22 protein-coding genes are annotated in these 20187 nt (G+C 67.3%); 14 read left to right on the plus strand and 8 right to left on the minus strand.

All coding sequences use genetic code 11. The features are described 5' to 3' along the window. The first annotated feature begins 326 nt into the window (after positions 1 to 326). Both N1F91_RS05055 and N1F91_RS05060 read left to right on the plus strand, forming a co-directional pair. Positions 327 to 548 carry a cold-shock protein gene (locus N1F91_RS05055; RefSeq protein ID WP_289990654.1) on the plus strand — a complete coding sequence of 74 codons (222 nt, stop codon included), beginning with the start codon at positions 327 to 329 and terminating at the stop codon, positions 546 to 548. A gap of 202 nt (positions 549 to 750) precedes the next feature. Next, a complete protein-coding gene (locus N1F91_RS05060; RefSeq protein WP_289990655.1) occupies positions 751 to 1161 on the plus strand; it encodes a BA14K family protein in 411 nt (136 codons plus the stop codon). 72 nt (positions 1162 to 1233) lie between these two features. Here the strand turns inward: N1F91_RS05060 and N1F91_RS05065 are convergent, their stop codons facing one another. After that, the gene (locus N1F91_RS05065) at positions 1234 to 1875 is read right to left on the minus strand and encodes an MBL fold metallo-hydrolase (RefSeq protein WP_289990656.1); all 642 of its coding nucleotides are present in this window, start codon (positions 1873 to 1875) and stop codon (positions 1234 to 1236) included. Between the two features lie 290 nt (positions 1876 to 2165). Next, on the minus strand, positions 2166 to 3059 hold the full coding sequence (locus N1F91_RS05070) for a branched-chain amino acid aminotransferase (protein WP_289990657.1): 894 nt from the start codon (positions 3057 to 3059) through the stop codon (positions 2166 to 2168). 240 nt (positions 3060 to 3299) lie between these two features. Between N1F91_RS05070 and N1F91_RS05075 the strand changes: the two genes are divergently transcribed. The 5 genes from N1F91_RS05075 to N1F91_RS05095 all read left to right on the plus strand — a co-directional run bounded on the left by N1F91_RS05075 (position 3300) and on the right by N1F91_RS05095 (position 7223). Beyond that, on the plus strand, positions 3300 to 3845 hold the full coding sequence (locus N1F91_RS05075) for a MarR family transcriptional regulator (protein ID WP_289990658.1): 546 nt from the start codon (positions 3300 to 3302) through the stop codon (positions 3843 to 3845). Then, positions 3835 to 4539 carry a response regulator transcription factor gene (locus N1F91_RS05080; RefSeq protein ID WP_289990659.1) on the plus strand — a complete coding sequence of 235 codons (705 nt, stop codon included), beginning with the start codon at positions 3835 to 3837 and terminating at the stop codon, positions 4537 to 4539. Before N1F91_RS05075 ends, N1F91_RS05080 begins: the two co-directional genes overlap by 11 nt. Positions 4540 to 4645: 106 nt before the next feature. Beyond that, the gene (locus N1F91_RS05085) at positions 4646 to 6058 is read left to right on the plus strand and encodes an ATP-binding protein (protein ID WP_354670522.1); all 1413 of its coding nucleotides are present in this window, start codon (positions 4646 to 4648) and stop codon (positions 6056 to 6058) included. Between the two features lie 71 nt (positions 6059 to 6129). Beyond that, positions 6130 to 6546 (plus strand): antitoxin Xre-like helix-turn-helix domain-containing protein, encoded by a 417-nt coding sequence (locus tag N1F91_RS05090; protein WP_289990660.1) that lies wholly within the window; start codon positions 6130 to 6132, stop codon positions 6544 to 6546. Next, complete coding sequence (locus N1F91_RS05095; RefSeq protein ID WP_289990661.1) at positions 6543 to 7223, plus strand: RES family NAD+ phosphorylase; 681 nt, start codon at positions 6543 to 6545, stop codon at positions 7221 to 7223. The genes N1F91_RS05090 and N1F91_RS05095 overlap by 4 nt, the downstream gene beginning before the upstream one ends. A gap of 207 nt (positions 7224 to 7430) precedes the next feature. On the opposite strand, the gene N1F91_RS05100 is transcribed toward N1F91_RS05095, so the two are convergent. From N1F91_RS05100 to N1F91_RS05110, 3 genes are read right to left on the minus strand one after another with little or no spacing between them, the layout of a single operon-like run. Continuing rightward, positions 7431 to 8582 carry an osmoprotectant NAGGN system M42 family peptidase gene (locus N1F91_RS05100; protein ID WP_289990662.1) on the minus strand — a complete coding sequence of 384 codons (1152 nt, stop codon included), beginning with the start codon at positions 8580 to 8582 and terminating at the stop codon, positions 7431 to 7433. After that, positions 8579 to 10408, minus strand: coding sequence for an N-acetylglutaminylglutamine synthetase (ngg, locus tag N1F91_RS05105; RefSeq protein WP_289990663.1), 1830 nt, complete (start codon positions 10406 to 10408; stop codon positions 8579 to 8581). The genes N1F91_RS05100 and ngg overlap by 4 nt, the downstream gene beginning before the upstream one ends. Before the next feature lie 5 nt (positions 10409 to 10413). Continuing rightward, positions 10414 to 12189: an N-acetylglutaminylglutamine amidotransferase gene (locus tag N1F91_RS05110; protein ID WP_289990664.1), complete on the minus strand. Its 1776-nt coding sequence runs from the start codon at positions 12187 to 12189 to the stop codon at positions 10414 to 10416. 99 nt (positions 12190 to 12288) lie between these two features. Here N1F91_RS05110 and N1F91_RS05115 point away from each other — a divergent pair, with 99 nt between their 5' ends. Continuing rightward, on the plus strand, positions 12289 to 12774 hold the full coding sequence (locus N1F91_RS05115) for a MarR family winged helix-turn-helix transcriptional regulator (RefSeq protein WP_289990665.1): 486 nt from the start codon (positions 12289 to 12291) through the stop codon (positions 12772 to 12774). A 12-nt stretch (positions 12775 to 12786) separates the two neighbouring features. Here the strand turns inward: N1F91_RS05115 and N1F91_RS05120 are convergent, their stop codons facing one another. The 3 genes from N1F91_RS05120 to N1F91_RS05130 all read right to left on the minus strand — a co-directional run bounded on the left by N1F91_RS05120 (position 12787) and on the right by N1F91_RS05130 (position 14263). Continuing rightward, positions 12787 to 13146 (minus strand): tRNA-binding protein, encoded by a 360-nt coding sequence (locus N1F91_RS05120; RefSeq protein WP_289990666.1) that lies wholly within the window; start codon positions 13144 to 13146, stop codon positions 12787 to 12789. A 2-nt stretch (positions 13147 to 13148) separates the two neighbouring features. Next, positions 13149 to 13649 (minus strand): YbjN domain-containing protein, encoded by a 501-nt coding sequence (locus N1F91_RS05125; RefSeq protein ID WP_289990667.1) that lies wholly within the window; start codon positions 13647 to 13649, stop codon positions 13149 to 13151. Positions 13650 to 13981: 332 nt separating this feature from the next. Next, on the minus strand, positions 13982 to 14263 hold the full coding sequence (locus N1F91_RS05130; RefSeq protein ID WP_289990668.1) for an accessory factor UbiK family protein: 282 nt from the start codon (positions 14261 to 14263) through the stop codon (positions 13982 to 13984). Positions 14264 to 14458: 195 nt separating this feature from the next. Between N1F91_RS05130 and lgt the strand changes: the two genes are divergently transcribed. From lgt to N1F91_RS05160, 6 genes are all read left to right on the plus strand, one after another. Then, the gene (gene lgt, locus N1F91_RS05135) at positions 14459 to 15295 is read left to right on the plus strand and encodes a prolipoprotein diacylglyceryl transferase (RefSeq protein ID WP_289990669.1); all 837 of its coding nucleotides are present in this window, start codon (positions 14459 to 14461) and stop codon (positions 15293 to 15295) included. Continuing rightward, positions 15292 to 16350, plus strand: a complete 1059-nt coding sequence (locus N1F91_RS05140; RefSeq protein WP_289990670.1) for a class I SAM-dependent methyltransferase — start codon at positions 15292 to 15294, stop codon at positions 16348 to 16350. Before lgt ends, N1F91_RS05140 begins: the two co-directional genes overlap by 4 nt. A 143-nt stretch (positions 16351 to 16493) precedes the next feature. After that, positions 16494 to 17285 (plus strand): peptidoglycan editing factor PgeF, encoded by a 792-nt coding sequence (pgeF, locus tag N1F91_RS05145; protein ID WP_289990843.1) that lies wholly within the window; start codon positions 16494 to 16496, stop codon positions 17283 to 17285. Further along, a complete protein-coding gene (locus tag N1F91_RS05150) occupies positions 17285 to 18436 on the plus strand; it encodes a Xaa-Pro peptidase family protein (protein ID WP_289990671.1) in 1152 nt (383 codons plus the stop codon). The genes pgeF and N1F91_RS05150 overlap by 1 nt, the downstream gene beginning before the upstream one ends. Before the next feature lie 54 nt (positions 18437 to 18490). Continuing rightward, complete coding sequence (locus N1F91_RS05155; RefSeq protein WP_289990672.1) at positions 18491 to 19027, plus strand: hypothetical protein; 537 nt, start codon at positions 18491 to 18493, stop codon at positions 19025 to 19027. Between the two features lie 141 nt (positions 19028 to 19168). Continuing rightward, positions 19169 to 20101 carry a ribose-phosphate pyrophosphokinase gene (locus tag N1F91_RS05160; RefSeq protein WP_289990673.1) on the plus strand — a complete coding sequence of 311 codons (933 nt, stop codon included), beginning with the start codon at positions 19169 to 19171 and terminating at the stop codon, positions 20099 to 20101. The last annotated feature ends 86 nt before the right edge of the window (positions 20102 to 20187 follow it).

Here is a 20187-nt window from a genome sequence, read left to right on the forward strand (position 1 = left end):
AGGACGGGTGAACTCCGGCAAGGCGCAGGCTTCGGCCTGCGCCGACAAACTGCGTCGGCTTCAGGCGAACGGCACATGTTGCGGCGCGAAGATAAGCCTTGCTCACCTGCCGGAAATGAAGGACAGTTTCAGCGTTCGGGCCTAGGTCGACCCGGAGACTGGATAGCCTTTGGGCAAGAGCTGCATGGCGGTTTTGCGCCTGACGCGACGAACGGGCTTCCGTGGATGGCCCGGCCGACCTGCGCTCCTTTCCTCTCTCCGGGACCGGCGAAGACCAGCAGGGCGTTTGCCCAGGTACGCTATCTGACGGGAGCAGGGAGTTGCACATGGCTCGGATGACCGGAACGGTAAAGTTCTTCAACGAAGGCAAGGGGTTCGGTTTCATCACCCCCGACGATGGCGGCAAGGACATCTTCGTGCACATCTCGGCGGTGCAGGTGTCGGGGCTCGATGGCCTCAACGACGGTCAGAAGGTCTCTTTCGACACCGAGCCCGACAAGCGCGGCAAGGGTCCCAAGGCGATCAATCTGTCGGTCGAACGGGGCTGAGCCGATCGCACCGTTTCGACGACCGGCATCGGGCATGCATGCCCGGAAGCTGCTCCGGTGAGCCGGGCAGCGGGCACGACCATCGCCGGCGAAAGCCTGTCTCGGGAGTGACCGGCTCATTCAGCCTGCATTCAGCCGCCCTCCCCTAGATCTCCCGTCATGACCGGCCGCCAGGAAGGCCGGCAGACCCAAGGAGATCACGATGAAGCGTCTCGTCCAATCCCTCGTGCTGTCGGCCACCGTCGCCGCCGCGACCCTCGTTCCGGTGATGGAAGCCAGCGCGGGCGAGCGCTGGCGCGAGCAGCGTCCGCGCAACCCTCAGCATCATCACCGTCAGGACGCCACGGGCGATCTCGTCGCCGCGGGCGTGCTCGGGCTGGCGATCGGCATCATCGCGGCCACCGCAATCGACGATACCCCCGCCGGCTACCCCGACACGGCCGACTATCCGCCCGCGCCGTACGGGGGCGCTTCGGTCGCCTATGGCGGGCAGATCGAGCCCTGGACGCGCGACTGGTATCGCTACTGCGCGGCCCGCTACCAGTCTTTCGACCCGCAGACGGGCACGTTCCGCGGCTATGACGGCTACGACCACTTCTGCGTGGCGAACTGAGCCATCGCAGACGTCGGCGGACGGACGCCCGGCCTGCCGGCCGTCCGTCCGGCTGCGAGGAGCCGCTTCAGGCTACCGCAGGAACGGATTGGTGCGCCGTTCTTCGCCGATCCGGCCGCCGGGTCCATGCCCGCAGATGAAGCCGACGTCGTCGCCGAGCGGAAAGAGCTTCTCCTTGATGGAGGCGATGAGCTGATCGTGATTGCCGCCCGGCAGGTCGGTGCGGCCGATCGAGCCGGCAAACAGGACGTCGCCGACATGGGCGAAGTTCGCCGGCCTGTTGAAATAGACGACATGGCCCGGCGCGTGGCCAGGGCAGTGCAGCACCTCGAAGACGTGGCCGCCGAAGGAGACGGTTTCGCCCTCGGTCAGATAGCGGTCGGGCGTGCAGTTGCGCACCGCGCCGGCAAGGCCGAACATCTTCGCCTGGTTCTCGAGATTGGCCAGCAGCGGCGCATCGTCGGCGTGCGGCCCGACGATCTCGACGCCGAGCGCCTCCTTCAGCTCCATCGCGCCGCCGGCATGGTCGATATGGCCGTGCGTCAGCCAGATCTCCTTCACCGTCAGCCCGTTCTGCTCGATCGCCGAAAGGATGCGGTCGACATCGCCGCCCGGATCGACGACGACCGCGCTCTTGTCGTCGGTATCGAACAGGATCGTGCAGTTCTGCTGGAAGGGCGTGACCGGAATGATCCCGGCGTTGAGCTGTCCCATGGCGTTTCCTTCGATTGACCCGCCCGACATAGGCAGGACGGGCGGAGACGTCCACCGGGAAATGCGGCGCGGCGGGGCGCGGGGATGCGGCTCGCGGCTCCCCTCCCCCTTGCGGGGGTCCGAAGGACGGGCGAGACACGAGGCTCGCCCCGGCAGGTCGGGGGTGGGGGTGGTCGTCGCACGCGCGGCTGATCGGGATTGGCGGAGAGCCATGACTTCGAGGCATTGCGGGTGGCGCGGCCACCCCCACCCCTGGCCCCTCCCCGCAGGGGGGAGGGGTACATCCGTGCTTACTCCGCCGCCAGCGCCCGGCGCGGCTGCACTTCGGCGGAATAATCCTCCATCAGCGTCTTCGCGATCTCGCCGACCTGGAAGTTGTAGGGGCCGATCTCGGAGACCGGCGTCACTTCGGCGGCGGTGCCGGTGAGGAAGCACTGCTCGAAGCCTTCCAGTTCCTCCGGCATGATCGCGCGCTCGATCACCTCGAGGTTGCGGCGCTTCGCCAGGTCGATGACCGTGCGGCGCGTGATGCCGTCGAGGAAGCAGTCGGGCTTCGGCGTGTGCAGCTTGCCGTCCTTGACGAAGAAGACGTTGGCGCCGGTCGCTTCGGCCACCTGGCCGCGCCAGTCGAGCATCATGGCGTCGGCATAGCCCTTCGCCTCGGCCGCATGCTTGGAGATGGTGCAGATCATGTAGAGGCCGGCGGCCTTGGATTTCGACGGCGCCGTGCGCGGATCGGGCCGGCGATACTCCGCCAGATCGAGGCGGATGCCCTTGAGCTTCTGCGCCGGATCGAAATAGCTCGGCCACTGCCAGATGGCGACGGCGCAGTTGATGCGGTTGTTCTGCGCCGACACGCCCATCATCTCCGAACCGCGCCAGGCGATCGGCCGGACATAGGCGTCGGTGAAGCCCTGCTTCTTCAGCAAGGTACGGCAGGCGTCGTCGATCTCGGCGACCGAATAGGGGATGGTGAAGCCGAGGATGCGCGCCGATTCATGCAGCCGCTCGGTGTGCTCCGTGAGCTTGAAGATCTCGCCGCCATAGGCGCGCTCGCCCTCGAACACAGAGCTTGCGTAATGCAGGCCGTGCGTCAGCACGTGGATCTTCGCGTCCGCCCACTTCACGAATTCGCCGTTCATCCAGATGAAGCCGTCAAGCTGATCGAAGGGAACGGATGCCATGCTGACCTCCCGCGGACCGCGGTCCGCATATCGTTGGAATTATGACCGTGTTGTCCGCACCGCTCCTGCGGCCGGGAGCATTCTTGCCGATCGAGGGAAAAAAGCAAAGCGACGGACGCATCGGAAAGATGCTCCAGACTTGCCTTTTCGTTCGCAATCTGCCGAAAAGCTTGATGAAAATTACCAGTGGGCCGAATATATGTCAACAAGGCTGACGTATTTTTCGGGAACGGAGATCGCATGAGAGAGAACGCCGCTGGCGACAGCAGCCCCATCCGCGCCGCGCTGGCGGCGCGCGAAGGGCTGGAGCTCGACCTGATCGAGCTGCTGTTCTTCGCCTATCGCGACTTCACCTCGGACCCCGACCAGATCCTGTCGACCGACGGCTTCGGCCGCGCCCATCACCGCGTGCTGCACTTCGTCAACCGGATGCCGGGGCTGACCGTGGCCGAGCTTCTGGACGTGCTGAAGATCACCAAGCAGAGCCTCGCCCGCGTCCTCAAGCAGCTGATCGATACCGGCCACATCGTCCAGATGCAGGGACCGAAGGACCGGCGCCAGCGCGAACTCTACCCGACGCCCAAGGGCCGCGCGCTGGCGCTTGCCCTCGCCTTGCCACAGTCGCGACGCATTCGTGCGGCTCTGCAGGAGACCGGGCCGGAGGAACGCGCCGTCATCGGGCGCTTTCTGAAGGCGATGGTGAACCCGGAACTGCGTGCGCAGATCGATCGTCTGCCGCATGGCGGCGCGCCGGACGTTGACGGAGAACCGAACGATGGTCGATGACATGGTGGTGCCCACCGACGACGCGCCGCATCTGCTGGTCGTCGACGACGACACCCGCATCCGCACCCTGCTGATGCAGTTCCTCTCCACCAACGGCTTTCGCGTCACGGTCGCCGCCACCGCCGCGGAGGCGCGGCGAAAGCTCGAGGGCCTCGACTTCGACCTGATCGTGCTCGACGTGATGATGCCGGGCGAAAGCGGCGTCGACCTCACCCGGTCGCTGCGCGAGCGCAAGGAAGTGCCGATCCTGATGCTCACCGCGCTGTCGGAGACCGACAGCCGCATCGCCGGCCTGGAAGCGGGCGCGGACGACTATCTGCCGAAACCCTTCGACCCGCGCGAACTCATCCTGCGCATCAACAACATCCTGCGCCGCGGCGGCCCGCCGCAGACGCCGAAGGCCGAGCAGATCGTCTTCGGGCCCTACACCTTCCAGATCGCGCGGCGCGAGCTGAAGAACGCCGGCGAGTCGATCAAGCTGACCGACCGCGAACAGGACATCCTGGCCATCTTCGCCGAAAGACCGGGCGAAACGATCCCCCGCCACGAGCTGGTGAGCGGCGATGCCGAAGTCGGCGAGCGCACCATCGACGTGCAGATCAACCGGCTGCGCCGCAAGATCGAGCGCGATCCGGCCAATCCCGTCTGGCTGCAGACCGTGCGCGGCGTCGGCTATCGCCTGAGCGTCGAATAGGCGCGGGCTCCACGCCGGAGGGGATTGACCGGTTCCGTCCGGCCATGGCCTCGACTACACTGCGACGCGAGGCGCGGACGGCGGCGCGGCACGCATGAAGGACGGAATGGCCACCAGCGAGACCCGGAGCGCGCGACAGGACGAGGACGGCAAGCCGCTGCTGCGCGTGGCGGCCGCCCTGCCCGACGGCTGGCGACGCTTCTGGCGCCGCGTCTCGCTGTTCATGCCGAAGCGGCTCTACGCCCGCTCGCTGATCATCGTCATCGCGCCGATGATCCTGCTGCAGTCGGTCGTGGCCTTCGTTTTCATGGAGCGGCACTGGCAGACCGTGACCCAGCGCCTGTCCATGGCGGTGACGCGCGACATCGCCGCCATCATCGACATGATCGAGACCTATCCCGACCAGAACGGCTATCAGAACGTGCTGCGCATCGCGCAGGAACGGCTGGGGCTGAAGGTCGACATCATGCCGCCCGATCCCCTGCCCGCCCCCGGGCCGAAGCCATTCTTCTCGATCCTCGACCAGGTGCTGTCGGCCGAGATCACGCGCCAGATCAACCGTCCCTTCTGGCTCGACACGGTGGGCAACTCGGCCATCGTCGAGATCCGCATCCGCCTCGACGACATGGTGCTGCGCATATTCGCCCGCCGCAGCCAGGCCTATGCATCGAACACCCATATCTTCCTGTTGTGGATGGTCGGTACCTCGCTAGTGCTGATCATCATCGCCGTGCTGTTCCTGCGCAACCAGATCCGGCCGATCCAGCAGCTCGCCGCCGCCGCCGAGAGCTTCGGCAAGGGTCGCCCGCCGCCGCCCGACTTCCGCCCGCGCGGCGCCGACGAAGTGCGGCGCGCCGGTGCCGCCTTCATCCTGATGCGCGAGCGCATCGAGCGGCAGATCGAACAGCGCACGGCGATGCTCACCGGCGTCAGCCATGACCTGCGCACCATCCTGACCCGCTTCAAGCTGCAGCTCGCCATCGCCGGCAAGCGGCCGGAGACCGAAGCGCTGAACCAGGACATCGACGACATGCAGTCGATGCTCGAAGGCTATCTCGCCTTCGCCCGCGGCGAGGCATCCGAGGACACCGGCCAGCTCAACATCGAGAGCCTGTTCGAAAGGCTGTCGGAGGAGGCGCGGCTGCGCAAGCGCAAGCTGACGACGCAGATCACCGGTTCGCCCGACCTGCTGGTGCGGCCCGCCGCCTTCACGCGGCTGATGTCGAACCTCGTCGGCAACGCCTTCCGCTATGCCAGGACCGTGCATGTGCACGCCACCCACACCCGCGGCTCGCTGACGGTGGTCATCGACGACGACGGACCGGGCATTCCGGCGGAAAAGCGCGAACACGTCTTCAAGCCTTTCGTCCGGCTGGACGACGCCCGCAACCAGGACGCCAGCGGCACGGGGCTCGGCCTGTCCATCGCCCGAGACATCGCCCGCAGCCATGGCGGCGACATCATACTGGCCGCCAGCCCGATGGGCGGCCTGCGCGCCACGGTGCGTCTGCCCGCCTGAGGCGGCCCTTTCCCGAGCTTGCGCCCTGCCAGATGGCTTACTATATTCAGCCATCTGGCAAGGAGATGTCCATGATGCCGTCCGCCGCTTCGCCTTCGGTCCAGCCCCGCGGTCCGCTGCACGGCAAAGCCGAGGCAGCCACAGTCGCGGCGAAAGCCTTCGCGCGGATCGCGGAAGCCTGGCGACTTCGAAACGAAGAGGCCGGCCGGTTGCTCGACGTGTCGGGACGCACCTGGAACCGCATGAAGACCGGCGATTGGAGCGGCAGGCTGTCGCAGGACCAGCTGCTTCGGGCGAGCGGCGTCATCGGTCTCTACAAGGCGCTGCATCTCTATTTCGGTGACGCGCTCGCCGACGACTGGGTGCGGCTGCCCAATGCCGGCCCAGCCTTCGCCAACCGAAGGCCGCTCGACGCGATGATCGAGGGCGGGCTGCCCGCCATCCTGTCGACGCGCGATTATGTCGACGCGCTGCGGGGCGGCGTTTGATCCCGCCGCTCACCGCGATCGCGGAGCAGGCGACGGTCCGGCTGATCTCCACCGCCTATTTCAAGCCGCCGGTGCTGCGAGCGCTGGTGGACACGCAGGAGGAACTGGAACTGCTGGCGGAGATCGAGGGGCTGACCAACCGCCGGCTGAAGGCCCAGACGGTGGGCGCGGGCTCGCTCGACCCGCGCGAAACCGTGTTCCGAGCCTGGGGTCACACCTATATCAACGCCGCCTTCGCTTACACCCGCGCCGAGGGCAACCGCTTCAACGCCGGCGACCGCGGCGCCTGGTACTGCGCCTTCGACGAGTTGACCGCGCTGGCCGAGGTCGGATTCCACCGCACACGCGAGCTCGCGCGGATCGGCCGCTTCGAGGACGAGGCGGTCTACCAGTCGCTGCTCGCCGGCTTCATCGGCGACTTCCACGATCTGAGGACCCTTCCCGGGCCGCTCGACTGCCTGGGTGCCGACCCGGCCGAGGCTTATCCGGCCGGACAGGCGCTTGCGCGCGCACTGCGCGAGGAGGGCAGCCGCGGCCTGATCTACCCCTCTGCCCGCCGTCGCCGCGGCACCTGCCTCGTCGCCTTCGAGCCGCACAGCGTGCAGAACGTGCGCCCGGGCGCACGGTGGAAGCTCGTGTGGGAGGGCAGCGCGGACTATGCGGTGACGACGGACTGAGGTGGCGGCGGTCCCCCTCCCCCTTGTGGGGAGGGGTCAGGGGTGGGGGTCGGCCCGAAGGGCCAGACCTAGGACTCCGGGCAGCGCGCCGATGCGAATGTTCCTCCTGTCTCGCAGGCACCCCCACCTACATCCTCCCCACAAGGGGAAGGGGGACGCCGGCGTCGGCTCGTATTCAGGCACTGTAAGATCTGACGCCGAGGACGATCAGGCCCCGCCCTGCCCCTCGCCCGAACTCCCGTCGTGCGGCGCGCTGGGCTGCTCGGTGAAGCCGGTCATGCCCGAGATCTCCTCGATGTCGCGCTTGATCTCCAGCGGGCTGGTCACATAGGCGGTGATGAGTTCGGCGATCGAAACAAGCGCGTCCATGTGGATGCGCTCGTAGCCGTGCGAGGCGTCGACACCGAAAGCGATCAGTGCGGTTCGGACGTCGTGGCCGGCCTCCACCGCCGAGGCGGAGTCGGAACGGTAGAAGCGGAAGATGTCGCGCTGCATCGGGATCTCGTACTCGCGGCAGAGGTCGATCAGCTTCTTGGTGAGGTGGTAGTCGAAGGGGCCGGTCTGGTCGGCCATGGCGATGGTGACGCCGAACTCGGACGAGTTCTGACCCGGCGCGGTGGTGCCGTTGTCGACGGCCACCATCGAGGCCACCTCGGGCGCGACGATCGCGGTCGCGCCGACGCCCACCTCCTCGGCGATCGTGAACAGCCAGTGGATGTCGACCGGCGTGCGCGCCTGTGCCCGCTCCATCGCTGCGAGTGCAGCCAGCGAGGCGGCGACGCCGGCCTTGTCGTCGAGATGGCGCGAGACGATGAAGCCATTGTCCATGAACTCGGTCTCGGGATCGATGGCGACGATGTCGCCGATGTCGATGCCGAGCGCCAGCGTCTCCGCCTTGCTCGTGGTCCGCGCATCGATCCGCAGCTCGATGTGCGCCCAGTCGACCGGCTGGGTGTCGACGCCCTCGTTGAAGGTGTGGCCGGACGCCATCAGGGGCAGGATGGAGCCGCGATACCTGCCATCGTAGGAATAGATGTTGGCACGCGCGCCCTCCGCGAACCGCGACGACCAGTGGCCGATCGGCACGAGTTCGAGTCGTCCGTTGTCCTTCACGCGCTTCACCTGCGCGCCGAGCGTATCGAGATGGGTGATGATCGCCCGGGCGCCCTGGCGGCGGCTGCCCTGCCGCACCGCCCGGATCGCGCCGCGCCGGGTCAGTTCGACGCTCATGCCGAGACGCTCGAGTTCGCGCGAGACATGGCGCACGACGGTGTCGGTGAAGCCGGTCGGGCTGTCGATCGCAAGCAGCGCCTTCAGCTGCGCCGCGAGGTAGTCGGTGTCGATCTCTAGCCTGGTCACGTCGCCTGCTCCAGGCGGCCGGACGGCGAGTGCGACGCCGGGATCGGCCGCGAATGCGGAAAGAGGAGGTCGACGAAGCGCTGCGCCGTCGGTTGCGGTTCGTGGTTGGCGAGCCCGGGCCGCTCGTTGGCCTCGATGAAGACGTAGTCCGGCTCGGTCGGGCGCCGGACCATGAAATCGATACCGACGACCGGGATCTTGATGGCGCGCGCCGCCGTGCAGGCGGCATCCACCAGTCGCGGATGCACGATGCCGGTGACGTCATGGATCGAGCCGCCGGTATGCAGGTTCGCCGTCTTGCGAACGACGATCTCGCGGCCGGCTTCGAGCACCGTCTCCAGCGAAAGACCCTGCCCCGCCAGGCACCGCTCGGCATCGGCATCGATCGGAATGGCACTCTCGCCGCCCGTCGCGGCGGCGCGACGCCGCGACTGCCGCTCGACAAGCCAGCGGACGTCGTGCTCGCCATCGCCGACGACACAGGGCGGACGCCGTACTGCTGCGGCGACCAGCTTGTAGTCGATGACGACGAGGCGCAGGTCCTCGCCCTGGAAGCAGGCCTCGAGCAGCACCCTGTCGCAGACCTCGCGCGCCGAGCGGATGGCCCTGCGCGTATCCTCCAGCGTTTCCAGCCCGACCGACACGCCCCGCCCCTGCTCGCCGCGCGCCGGCTTGACCACGACGCTGCCATGCCTGGCGAGGAACGCGTCGATCGCCTCGTCGCCATCGCTCTCGACCGCGATCTGGTCGGGCACCTTGAGCCGGGCGCGCTCGACCACGCGGCGCGTCACGGCCTTGTCGTCGCAGATCGATACCGCCACGCCGGAGGTCATCTCCGACAGGCTCTCGCGGCAATGCACCGAGCGCCCGCCATAGGCGAGGCTGAAGAAGCCGCCGGCCGCATCGGTCACCTCGACCTGGATACCGCGCCGACGTGCCTCGTCGACGATGATGCGCGCGTAGGGATTGAGTTCGTCATAGCCTTCGATCGGGGCGGCGAAGAGCCGCTCGTTGATCGGGTTCTTGCGCTTGACGGCGAAGATCGGCACGCGGCGGAAGCCGAGCTTCTCGTAGAGGGCGATGGCCTGGTCGTTGTCGTGCATGACCGACAGGTCCATGAACGCCGCACCCCGCGCCTGGAAATGCTCGGCCAGCCGGCGCACCAGCATCTCGCCGACACCCGGGTGACGGCACTGGGGATCGACGGCCAGGCACCAGAGCGAGGAGCCGCGCTCCGGATCGCCGAACAGCCGCTGGTGATCGACGCCCGTCACGGTGCCGATCACGTCGCCGGTGGTCTCGTCCTCGGCAACGAAATAGGTGATCGCGCGGCTGTCGCGGTTGGCCCAGAAGAATTCGGGGCTCACGGTCACCATGTTGCGCGCCGCATAGATGGTGTTCACGGCATCGGCGTCGACCTGCGAGGCGAGGCGGCGGATGAAGAAGCTCTTCGGCTTGCGCCGGCTCGCCCGGTAGGTCGACAGGTCGAGGCGATAGGTGTGCGAGGGGTCGAGGAAGGTCTCCTGCGGCGCAAGCGCCAGGAGCACGTGCGGATCCCGCACGTAGAAGGCAATGTCGCGCCGCTTGTCGCCCTCATGCGACAGGGCGTCCACGATCGACGGATTGTCGGGATAGGTCTGCGAGAACAGGAGCCGCCCCCAGCCGCAGTCGAGCGCGACCGACTGGCGCGTCGGCCCGGCTTCCCCGGCATGCGGACCGATCGGCGGCTTCTGCGATTCGCTGCGCAGCCGCTTGAGCCGGTGGCCGAGCGCCAGTTCGGCCTTCCCGGTGTTGCGGCGGGGCTCCGCCGTCTTGATCTTGGCCATCGTGGTCAGATCCCGTGCGTCTGGAGCCACAGTTCCAGCAGGCCCGCCTGCCAGAGTTCGGAGCCCTGCAGGGGCGTGATGTGGTCGGAGGGATTCTCGAACAGCGTGTCGAGCCACTCCCGCCGGAACAGGCCCCTCTCGCGCGCGGCCTGCGAGGAGAGCGCGTCACGCACCAGATCGAGATAGGGTCCGTCGACATATTTGAGCTGCGGCACCGGGAAGTAGCCCTTCTTCCGGTCGATCACCTCCGACGGAACGATCCGCCGTGCCACGTCCTTCAGCACGCCCTTGCCGCCGTCGCGGATCTTCTCTTCCGGCGGGATGAGGGCGGCGAGTTCGACGAGTTCGTGATCGAGGAACGGCACGCGCGCCTCGAGCCCCCAGGCCATGGTCATGTTGTCGACGCGCTTGACCGGGTCGTCGACGAGCATGACCGTCGAATCGAGCCGCAGCGCCCGGTCGACAGGCGTATCGGCACCGGCCCGCAGCAGCCGCTCGGCGATGAAGTCGCGGCTGTGATCCTTGCCGTCGATCCAGTCGGGCGCGAGCTGCGTCTTCAGCGTCGCGTGATCCCGGTCGAGGAAAACCCGGGCATAGTCGCCCACCACGTCGTTCGAATTTATCAGCGGCGGATACCAGTGATAGCCGCCGAAGATCTCGTCGGCACCCTGCCCCGACTGGACGACCTTGATGTGCTTGGAAACTTCCTTGGACAGCAGGTAGAAGCCGACATTGTCGTAAGAGACCATCGGCTCCGACATCGCCGCAAACGTGCCCGGCAGCGCGTCCATCAGCTGGTCCGACGGCACGAAGATCTTGTGATGCTTCGTCCCGTAGCGCTCTGCGATCAGGTCGGAATAGACGAACTCGTCGCCCTTCTCGCCATTGGCCTCCTCGAAGCCGACGGAGAAGCTCATCAGCCCGTGCTGGCCGGCCTCGGCGAGCAGTCCGACGATCAGCGAGGAATCGACGCCGCCGGACAAGAGCACGCCGACCGGCACGTCGGCGACCATGCGCCGCTTGACCGCGAGCCTGAGCGCGTCGAGCACACGGTCGGCCCACTCCTCGCGCGAGACGGCTGCGTCGCGCGGGTCGCGTCCGAAGGGCGGGTTCCAGTAGATGTTGTCCCGGGTCGTACCATCGGGCTCGATGACGCGGATGGTGGCCGGCGGTAGCTTGCGCACGCCCGCGATGACGGTGCGCGGCGGCGGCACAACGGCGTGGAAGCTCATGTAGTGGTGCAGCGCCACCCGGTCGATCGACGTATCGACGTCGCCCGCGGCCAGGAGTGCCGGCAGGAAGGAGGAGAAGCGGATGCGGCCGGCGGTCTCTGCGAGATAGAGCGGCTTGATGCCGAAGCGGTCGCGCGCCATCACGATGCGGCCCGTCTCGCGCTCCTGCAGCACGAAGGCGAACATGCCGTGGAAGCGCTCCACGCAGCCCTCGCCCCATTCGCGCCAGGCTTTCAGGATCACTTCCGTGTCGCCCGTGGAGAAGAAGGAGTAGCCTTTCTGCTCCAGTTCGGCGCGCAGTTCCGGATAGTTGTAGATGCAGCCGTTGAAGGCGATGGTGAGGCCGAGGCCCGAATCGACCATCGGCTGCTGCGCGCGCTCCGAGAGATCGATGATCTTGAGCCTGCGATGCCCGAAGCCGGCATTTCCGTGGATGACGAGCCCGGCCCCGTCCGGACCTCTCGGCGCCATCATGTCCGTCATCTTCGCAATCGCGATCGGAGACGGCGCCTGGCCGTCCAGTCTTATTTCACCACAAATTCCGCACATCGACGCGTGCTCGAGCCTCCGTTGTCATTGACCTTGTCTTTGTCGCTGCATTCATTATAACCCTAATCATTAGAAGTCAAATGATAAGGCGACACGTCCATGAGCGACGAACTGGCGAACGTGCCGGAACAGGAAGGGTTCCACCCGCAGCAGGATCTGGGCGGCGAGTTCAGGACTTTGATGAAGGCGGTGCGCCGGATCGTGCGCGCCAACGACGTGCGCTCGCGGGCGCTGGCACGCGCCAGCGGCCTCACCGCACCGCAGCTGGCCGTGCTGACGGGCGTGGTGGAACTGGGCGAGGTGACGACGAACGCGCTGTCGGACTACGCCGATCTGAGCCCCGCCACGGTGGTGATGATCCTGGAGAACCTGGAGGGTCGTGCCATCGTCGAGCGCTACCGTTCCACGACGGACCGGCGGGTCGTCTACACGCGCCTGACGGAAAAGGGCCGCACGATGGTCACGTCGGCACCGCTCTCCTTCGGGGAGGCCTTCGCGGGCCGATACGCAGCACTTCCGGCCGAGAAGCGGCGGGTCATCCTGGAAGGATTGACGGAGACTGCACGGCTGATGGAACGCCAGTAGCGCGGCAGCGGCTCAGAACAGCCGCCCGCCGTCCGGTACCTTGAGGTCGATCGCCGCCAGCACGACGGCGCCCTCCTCGTCGGGAAACCCGAGCGTCAGCACTTCCGACATGAACTTGCCGATCTGGCGCGGCGGAAAATTGACGACCGCCATCACCTGCCGGCCGACGAGCTGCTCGGGGCTGTAGTACTTGGTGATCTGCGCCGACGACTTCTTGACGCCGATCGCCGGCCCGAAGTCGATCTTCAGCTTGATCGCCGGCTTGCGTGCCTCCGGAAAGGGTTCGGCCTCGACGATCGTGCCGGCGCGGATGTCGACGCGGTCGAAATCCGCGAAGGTGATGTCGGGCTTGCGCTCGGAACCGGCCGGCACGGTCAGGCCGTCCCGTGCGTCTCGAACAGCACGCTCTGCAAGGCATCGCGTGCCGACACGCCCGACCACACCACGAACTGGAACGCCTGGAAGTAGCATTCGCAGGCTTCGAGCGCGGTCGACAGCAGCACCTCGACCTGCTGGCCGGTCGGCTCGACGCCGCCGTTGAGCATCAGCGCCTGCCGGAACATGATGGCGCCCTCCTGCTCCCAGAGATCGAAGTGGCCGAACAGCATCTGCTCGTTGATCAGCGCGAGCAGCCGCATGACCTCGGTCACCCGCGGTTCGGAAACCTTGATGTCGAAGGCGCAGGCGAGATGCAGCGCCTCGAAGTCCTCCATCCAGGAGAACGAGATGTGATAATCGGTCCAGTTGCCCGCGACCGAGATAGCGATCTCGTCGTCGCCGGCCCTCTCGAAGGCCCATTCGTTGGCATTGGCGACCGCCTCGATCACATCCACGGGATGTGCTTCGCGGGACAGGTCGATTTCCAGAAGGCTCATGGTTGCTTCCTGTGGCTATGGGAGCGCCGTTCGCGCGCTCCACCGGAAACGCACGTGACGCGACGACGAACGGGGACGGACAACGAAGGCCTCATACCTCCACCCGGGCCACCCCTGCCCGGCGCATGCTCGAATCATGCTGTAGATTCAGTGTATTGATGCGAGGACACGGTGCCAGCGGTTTTTTCGTGGCGGGCGATCGGGGGTGTGGATAGATCATGCGCCGGCTTGCTGCATCGCAGCGTAAGCGATTCAGCGCGAAGGTCTTTTCGTGCTTGGGCGCCTGTGGACAGACCGGCGATTTTTTTCGCGCAGAACGGGCGCGGTGACCCTCAGTCGCGGGTTTCGGCAGCGCCGCCGGTCAGCGAGGCCACCTTCGCCTCGAGTTCGTCGAGGCGTGCGGCAAGCTTCTTGTTCTCCGCGCGCGCCTTCACCGCCATGTCGCGCATCGCCTCGAACTCTTCGCGCTGGACCATGTCCATTGAGTTGAGAACCCGCTCGGCCTGCCCGCGGAAGGCTGTCTCCATCTCCCGCCGCACGCCCTGCGCCGCTCCGGCGGCGTCCGTCATCAGCTTTGCCAAATCGTCCAGGATGCGGTTCGGTCCGGTGGTCATGGCGTCGGCCTCTTCGGTTTGCGCAGCCGCTTCGCATGCGGCCGCGTGATAGTGAACTAGGCACGCGGCGGCCGCATTGCAAGACGCATCGCAGCCCGGCGCGGGCCTCGGCCCATCCGTCGCAGCGGCCCGGCTTGACCTTTCCGCCCGGCTTCGACCATGGTCCGCCCGCCGCAACAAGCCCGGACGGACGCTTTGGAACATCTTCTCCTGCCGCTTGCGGCCCTGCCCTTTCCCGACATCGATCCGGTGATCGTCCAGCTCGGTCCGCTCGCCATCCACTGGTACGGGCTGGGCTATGTCGTCGGCATCCTCTTTGCCTGGTGGTACGCCAAGCGGCTGCTGGCGAACGCCGCGCTCTGGCGGGACCATCAGCCGCCCATGAAGCCGGACGACCTCGACGACTTCATCCTCTGGGCGGCGATCGGCATCGTGCTCGGCGGACGGATCGGCTACATCCTGTTCTACGACCTGGCGCGCTACATCGAGAACCCGCTCGCCATCCTGGCCGTCTGGGAAGGCGGCATGTCCTTCCATGGCGGCTTCCTGGGCACCACCGTCGCCATGATGCTGTTCGCCCGGTCCCGCGGCGCCGGGATCTGGAGCATGTTCGACGTCGTGGCCGCGGGCGTGCCCGTCGGCCTCGGGCTGGTCCGCGTGGCCAACTTCATCAATTCGGAACTCTGGGGCCGGGCGACCGACGTGCCCTGGGCCTTCGTCTTCCCCAACGGCGGCGAGGTGCCGCGCCATCCGAGCCAGCTCTACGAGGCGGCGCTCGAGGGGCTCGTTCTCTTCCTCGTGCTGCGCCTGCTCACCCACGGCTTCATGAAGCTGAAGAGTCCGGGCTTCGTGGCCGGTGCCTTCGTGGCCGGCTACGGCCTGTCGCGAATCGTGGTGGAGTTTTTCCGCGAACCCGACGCCCAGCTCGGCTACCTCTTCGGCGGCTGGCTGACGATGGGCATGGTGCTGTCGGTGCCGATGGTGCTCATCGGCGTTTGGGCGATGGTGCGCGCCCGCAGCGCGGCGGCATGACGCCGCTGGGCGAGAAGATCGCCGCGCTGGTGGCACAGGCGGGGCCGATCGGCATCGCCGAATACATGGCGCTGTGCCTGTTCGATCCCGAGCACGGCTACTACACGACGCGCGAACCCTTCGGATCGGCCGGCGATTTCACCACCGCGCCGGAGGTGAGCCAGATGTTCGGCGAACTCGTCGCTGTCTGGGTCTACATGGCCTGGCAGGGTGCAGGCAGCTCCGCGGAAATCTGCGTGGCCGAACTCGGGCCAGGCCGCGGCACGCTGATGAAGGACATGGTCCGCACGCTGGCGCAGTTCGACCGCGCTTTCGTCGACCGCACCCGGTTCGCCCTCGTCGAGGCGAGTCCGCGCCTCGTCGAGGTGCAGCGCGCGACACTCGCGCCGGCCCCCGGCCGCTTCGAATGGCACGACCGCTTGGAGCAGCTGCCAGACCTGCCGACCGTCTTCGTCGGCAACGAGATCTTCGATGCGATCCCGGCGCGGCAATATGTCAGACAGGGCGGACGCTGGTTCGAGCGCTGCGTCGGCCTCGACGACGCCGGCCGGCTGCGATTCGTGCTAAGCGCGGGCACTCTCGACGAAGCCCTCTTGCCGCCGGGCGCGGATCGCGTCCTCGACGGGACGGTGATGGAGGTGGCGCCGGCCCGCGAGGCCTTCATGCAGACGATCGCCGAGCGCATCGCGCGGCTCGGCGGGGCGGCCCTGTTCTTCGACTATGGCCACCTCGAGCCCGGCCTCGGCGACACCCTGCAGGCGGTGCGCCGGCATGCTCCGGACGGCGTCCTCGACCATCCCGGCGAGTCGGACCTGACGAGCCACGTGGATTTCCACAGCCTGGGGACGATCGCGGAGCGCTGCGGCCTCGCGATCCAGACGGCGACCCAGCGCGATTTCCTGCTCGCCCTCGGGCTTGCCGAACGCGTCGAAGCGCTTTCGGCCGGAAAGAGCGAGGAGGAGCGCGCCAGGATCGCAGGCGAGGCGCAGCGGCTGGCCGGCGCCGGCGAAATGGGTGAACTCTTCAAGGTGCTGCTCGTGACCCGCCCGGCCTGAGTCGACCGGTCCAAGCGGGTGGCGACACCCTCCCGGAACAGCGCCCTCCCGAGCGTCAACCTGCCGCCGCCAGACCTCGCATTGACTTGGCCACCCCCCTGCCCCACCATTTGCCGCCGAGGGAAACAGACATCATGACCACCATGTCACAGGAAGAGCGGCCGGCCCCGCTCCGGTCTCCCGCGCTCGACGCACTGGCTGCCGATGGCGTGCGCCATGGCTATTTCACCCGGCAGGGCGGCGTTTCGTCGGGCCTCTATGGCGGGCTGAACGTCGGCCTGGGCTCGAGGGACGAGCGCGCCGCGGTGCTGGAGAATCGCGCCCGCGTCGCCGCCCATATGGGCGTCGCGCCGGAACGGCTGTGCACGCCGCACCAGATCCACTCGCCGCGCGCCGTCACGGTCACCGCGCCATGGGCCGAGCGCCCGGAAGCCGACGCCGTCGTCACCGACCGTCCCGGCCTGGCGCTCGGCGTGCTCGCCGCCGATTGCGGGCCCGTGCTCTTCGCCGATGCGAAGGCCGGCGTGATCGGCGCCGCCCATGCCGGCTGGAAAGGGGCACTGGACGGCGTGCTGGAAGCGACCATCGAAGCCATGGTCGATCTGGGCGCCGATCCTGCCCGCATCGTGGCCGTCCTCGGGCCGTCGATCAGCCAGGCAAACTACGAGGTCGGGCCGGAATTCGTCGCGCGCTTCGTCTCCACGGAGCCGGAGAACGAGCGCTGGTTCTCGCCCTCGGCGCGACCGGGGCATTCGCTGTTCGACCTCAACGGCTATACCGTCGACCGGCTTGGCCGGGCGGGCGTCCGCGCTTCGCAACTCGGCCGCTGCACCTATGCCGACGAAAGCCTGTTCTTTTCGTACCGCCGCACCACCCACCGAGCCGAACCCGACTACGGGCGGCAGATATCGGCAATCGTCCTGGAGGATATCTGATGGCGCTTCACTTCGAGAGGACGGAATTCGACGCCCGGCGCGACCGGCTCGTCATCGAGATGGCCGACCGCAAGCTGGATGCGATGCTGCTGTTCGCGCAGGAGAGCATGTACTGGCTGACCGGCTACGACACGTTCGGCTTCTGCTTCTTCCAGTGCCTGGTCGTGAAGGCGGACGGCACGATGGTGCTCCTGACCCGCTCGGCCGACCTGCGGCAGGCGCGCCACACCTCCACCATCGAGGATATCCGGCTGTGGACCGACCGCGCCGGCGCCAACCCCGCGGTCGACCTGCGCAACCTGCTCAACGATCTCGACCTGCTCGGCTGTCAGATCGGCGTCGAATACGACACCCACGGCCTCACCGCCTTCAACGGGCGCCGTCTCGATGAGCAGTTGCAGACCTTCGGCAAGATCGTCGACGCGTCAGGGCTGATCCCGCGGCTGCGGCTGTTCAAGAGCCCGGCCGAAATCGTCAAGTCCACGCGCGCCGCAGCGCTGGCCGACGACGCGCTTGACGCGGCCCTGCCGCTGGTCAGGCAGGGCGCCGACGAAGGCAAGATCCTCGCGGCGATGCAGGGCGCCGTCTTCGAGGGCGGCGGCGACTATCCCGCCAACGAATACATCATCGGCTCCGGTCCGGACGCGCTTCTCTGCCGCTACAAGGCGGGACGCCGCAAGCTCAACAAGAACGACCAGCTGACGCTGGAATGGGCCGGCACCTTTCACCACTATCACGCCGCGATGATGCGCACGATCGTGCTCGGCAAGGTGTCGAAGCGCCACCAGGAACTGTTCGAAGCCGCCAGGGACGCCCTCGTCGCCGTCGAGACGGCGATGGTGCCCGGCAAGACCTTCGGCGACGTCTTCGACGCGCATGCGCGGGTGATGGAGGCGCACGGCCTGACGCGCCACCGGCTCAACGCCTGCGGCTACTCGCTCGGCGCCCGCTTCACGCCGTCCTGGATGGACATGCCGATGTTCTTCGCCGGCAACCCGGAGCCGATCGCGCCCGACATGACGCTCTTCGCCCACATGATCATCATGGATTCCGAGGCCGAGACGGCGATGACGCTGGGGCGCACCTACCTGACCACCGAAGGCGAAGCCAAGCCGCTCTCGCGTCATGATCTGGACTTGATCGTGCGATGAAAGCATAAATTGATCGTCGGCCGCCGGTGGGGCGGCAGCAGGGAGACAGGGGACATGCGTGCACCGGCGCGGAGACATGCGATCCTGCTCGCCTGTCTCGCGATCTCGGCCTGCAGCACCTCTGAGGCGCTCGACCCCCGCGCGCTGTTCAACGGCCAGCCCGCCGCCACGCCCGCGCAGCCGGAGACGCCCGCGAGCCCGCTTGTTCCGGCCGCCACCGGTCCGGTCGCCAGTTCGCGCCTGCGCATGGAATTCGCGCCGGTCGTGGGCGCGACCATCAACGCCGCGACGCCGCTGTCGCGCCGGCTGTCGCAACAGGCGCCGCAACGCGGCATCGAGATCGTTCCCGGCGGAGCGGCACCCGGGGAGTACCTCGTGAAGGGGTACCTGTCGGCGATCGGCGATGGAAACGAGACTATCGTCATCTTCGTCTGGGACGTGCTCGACACCGCCGGAAACCGCCTCCACCGCATCCAGGGCCAGGAGCGCATTGCCGCGAAGGCCGGCGCTGACCCCTGGCAATCGGTCCCGAACGCCACCATGGAGCAGATCGCCGACCGCACGCTCGGCGAAATCGCCGCCTGGGCGTAATCGCGCAGCGGCTGACCGAAGCACCAACGATACCCTTTCTTTGGAATAGCGGGCGAATGGCGCAGCCAGCGCTTGCAATAGCGCGGTCAGGCGCTAAAAGCCGCCTCACGATCCGTGCGTGGCGTCAGCCGGGGAAACTGCATGAAACTGTTTGCGGGCAATTCCAATCGGGTGCTGGCCGAGGCCGTCGCCCGCTACCTGAACATTCCCCTCGGGCGTGCGAGCGTCCGCCGCTTCGCCGACCAGGAGATCTTCGTCGAGATCCAGGAGAACGTCCGCGGCGAGGACGTGTTCATCCTCCAGTCGACCTCCTATCCGGCGAACGACCACCTGATGGAACTGCTGATCATGATCGACGCCTTCCGTCGGTCCTCGGCACGCCGCATCACGGCCGTCATCCCCTATTTCGGTTATGCCCGGCAGGACCGCCGTGCTTCCGGCCGCACGCCGATCTCGGCCAAGCTGGTCGCCAACCTGATCACCCGCTCGGGCGCCGACCGCGTGCTGACGCTCGATCTCCACGCCGGGCAGATCCAGGGCTTCTTCGACATCCCGACCGACAATCTCTTCGCGCTGCCGGTGCTGGTGCGTGACGTCAAGGCGCATTACCAGACCTCGAACGTCGTCGTGGTGTCGCCCGACGTCGGCGGCGTCGTGCGCGCCCGCGCGCTGGCCAAGCGGGTCGAAACCCTGCTCGCCATCGTCGACAAGCGCCGCGAACGGCCGGGCGAGTCGGAGGTCATGAACATCATCGGCGACGTCGACGGCAAGGACTGCCTCCTGATCGACGACATCGTCGATTCCGGCGGCACGCTGTGCAATGCGGCGGACGCATTGCTGGCCAACGGCGCAACCAGCGTCACCGCCTACATCACCCATGGCGTCCTCTCCGGCGGCGCCGTCGCGCGCATCGCCTCTTCCAAGCTCAAGGAACTGGTGATCACCGACTCGATCCAGCCCACCTCGGGCGTCGAGGCGGCGCCGAACATCCGCGTGGTTTCGATCGCCGACCTGATCGGCGAGGCCATCTCGCGCACGGCGACCGAGAAGTCGGTGTCGAGCCTGTTCGACTGAGAAGCGGCTGCACGCGGGACCGTCGCGCTTAACCGCGTCTTTAGGATGCGACTGTGCGAGTTCCTTTACAAATAGCCCTTAACGTG

This window comes from Aquibium sp. ELW1220, from assembly GCF_030398385.1.
In the GTDB taxonomy this organism is placed as follows: Bacteria; Pseudomonadota; Alphaproteobacteria; order Rhizobiales; family Rhizobiaceae; genus Aquibium.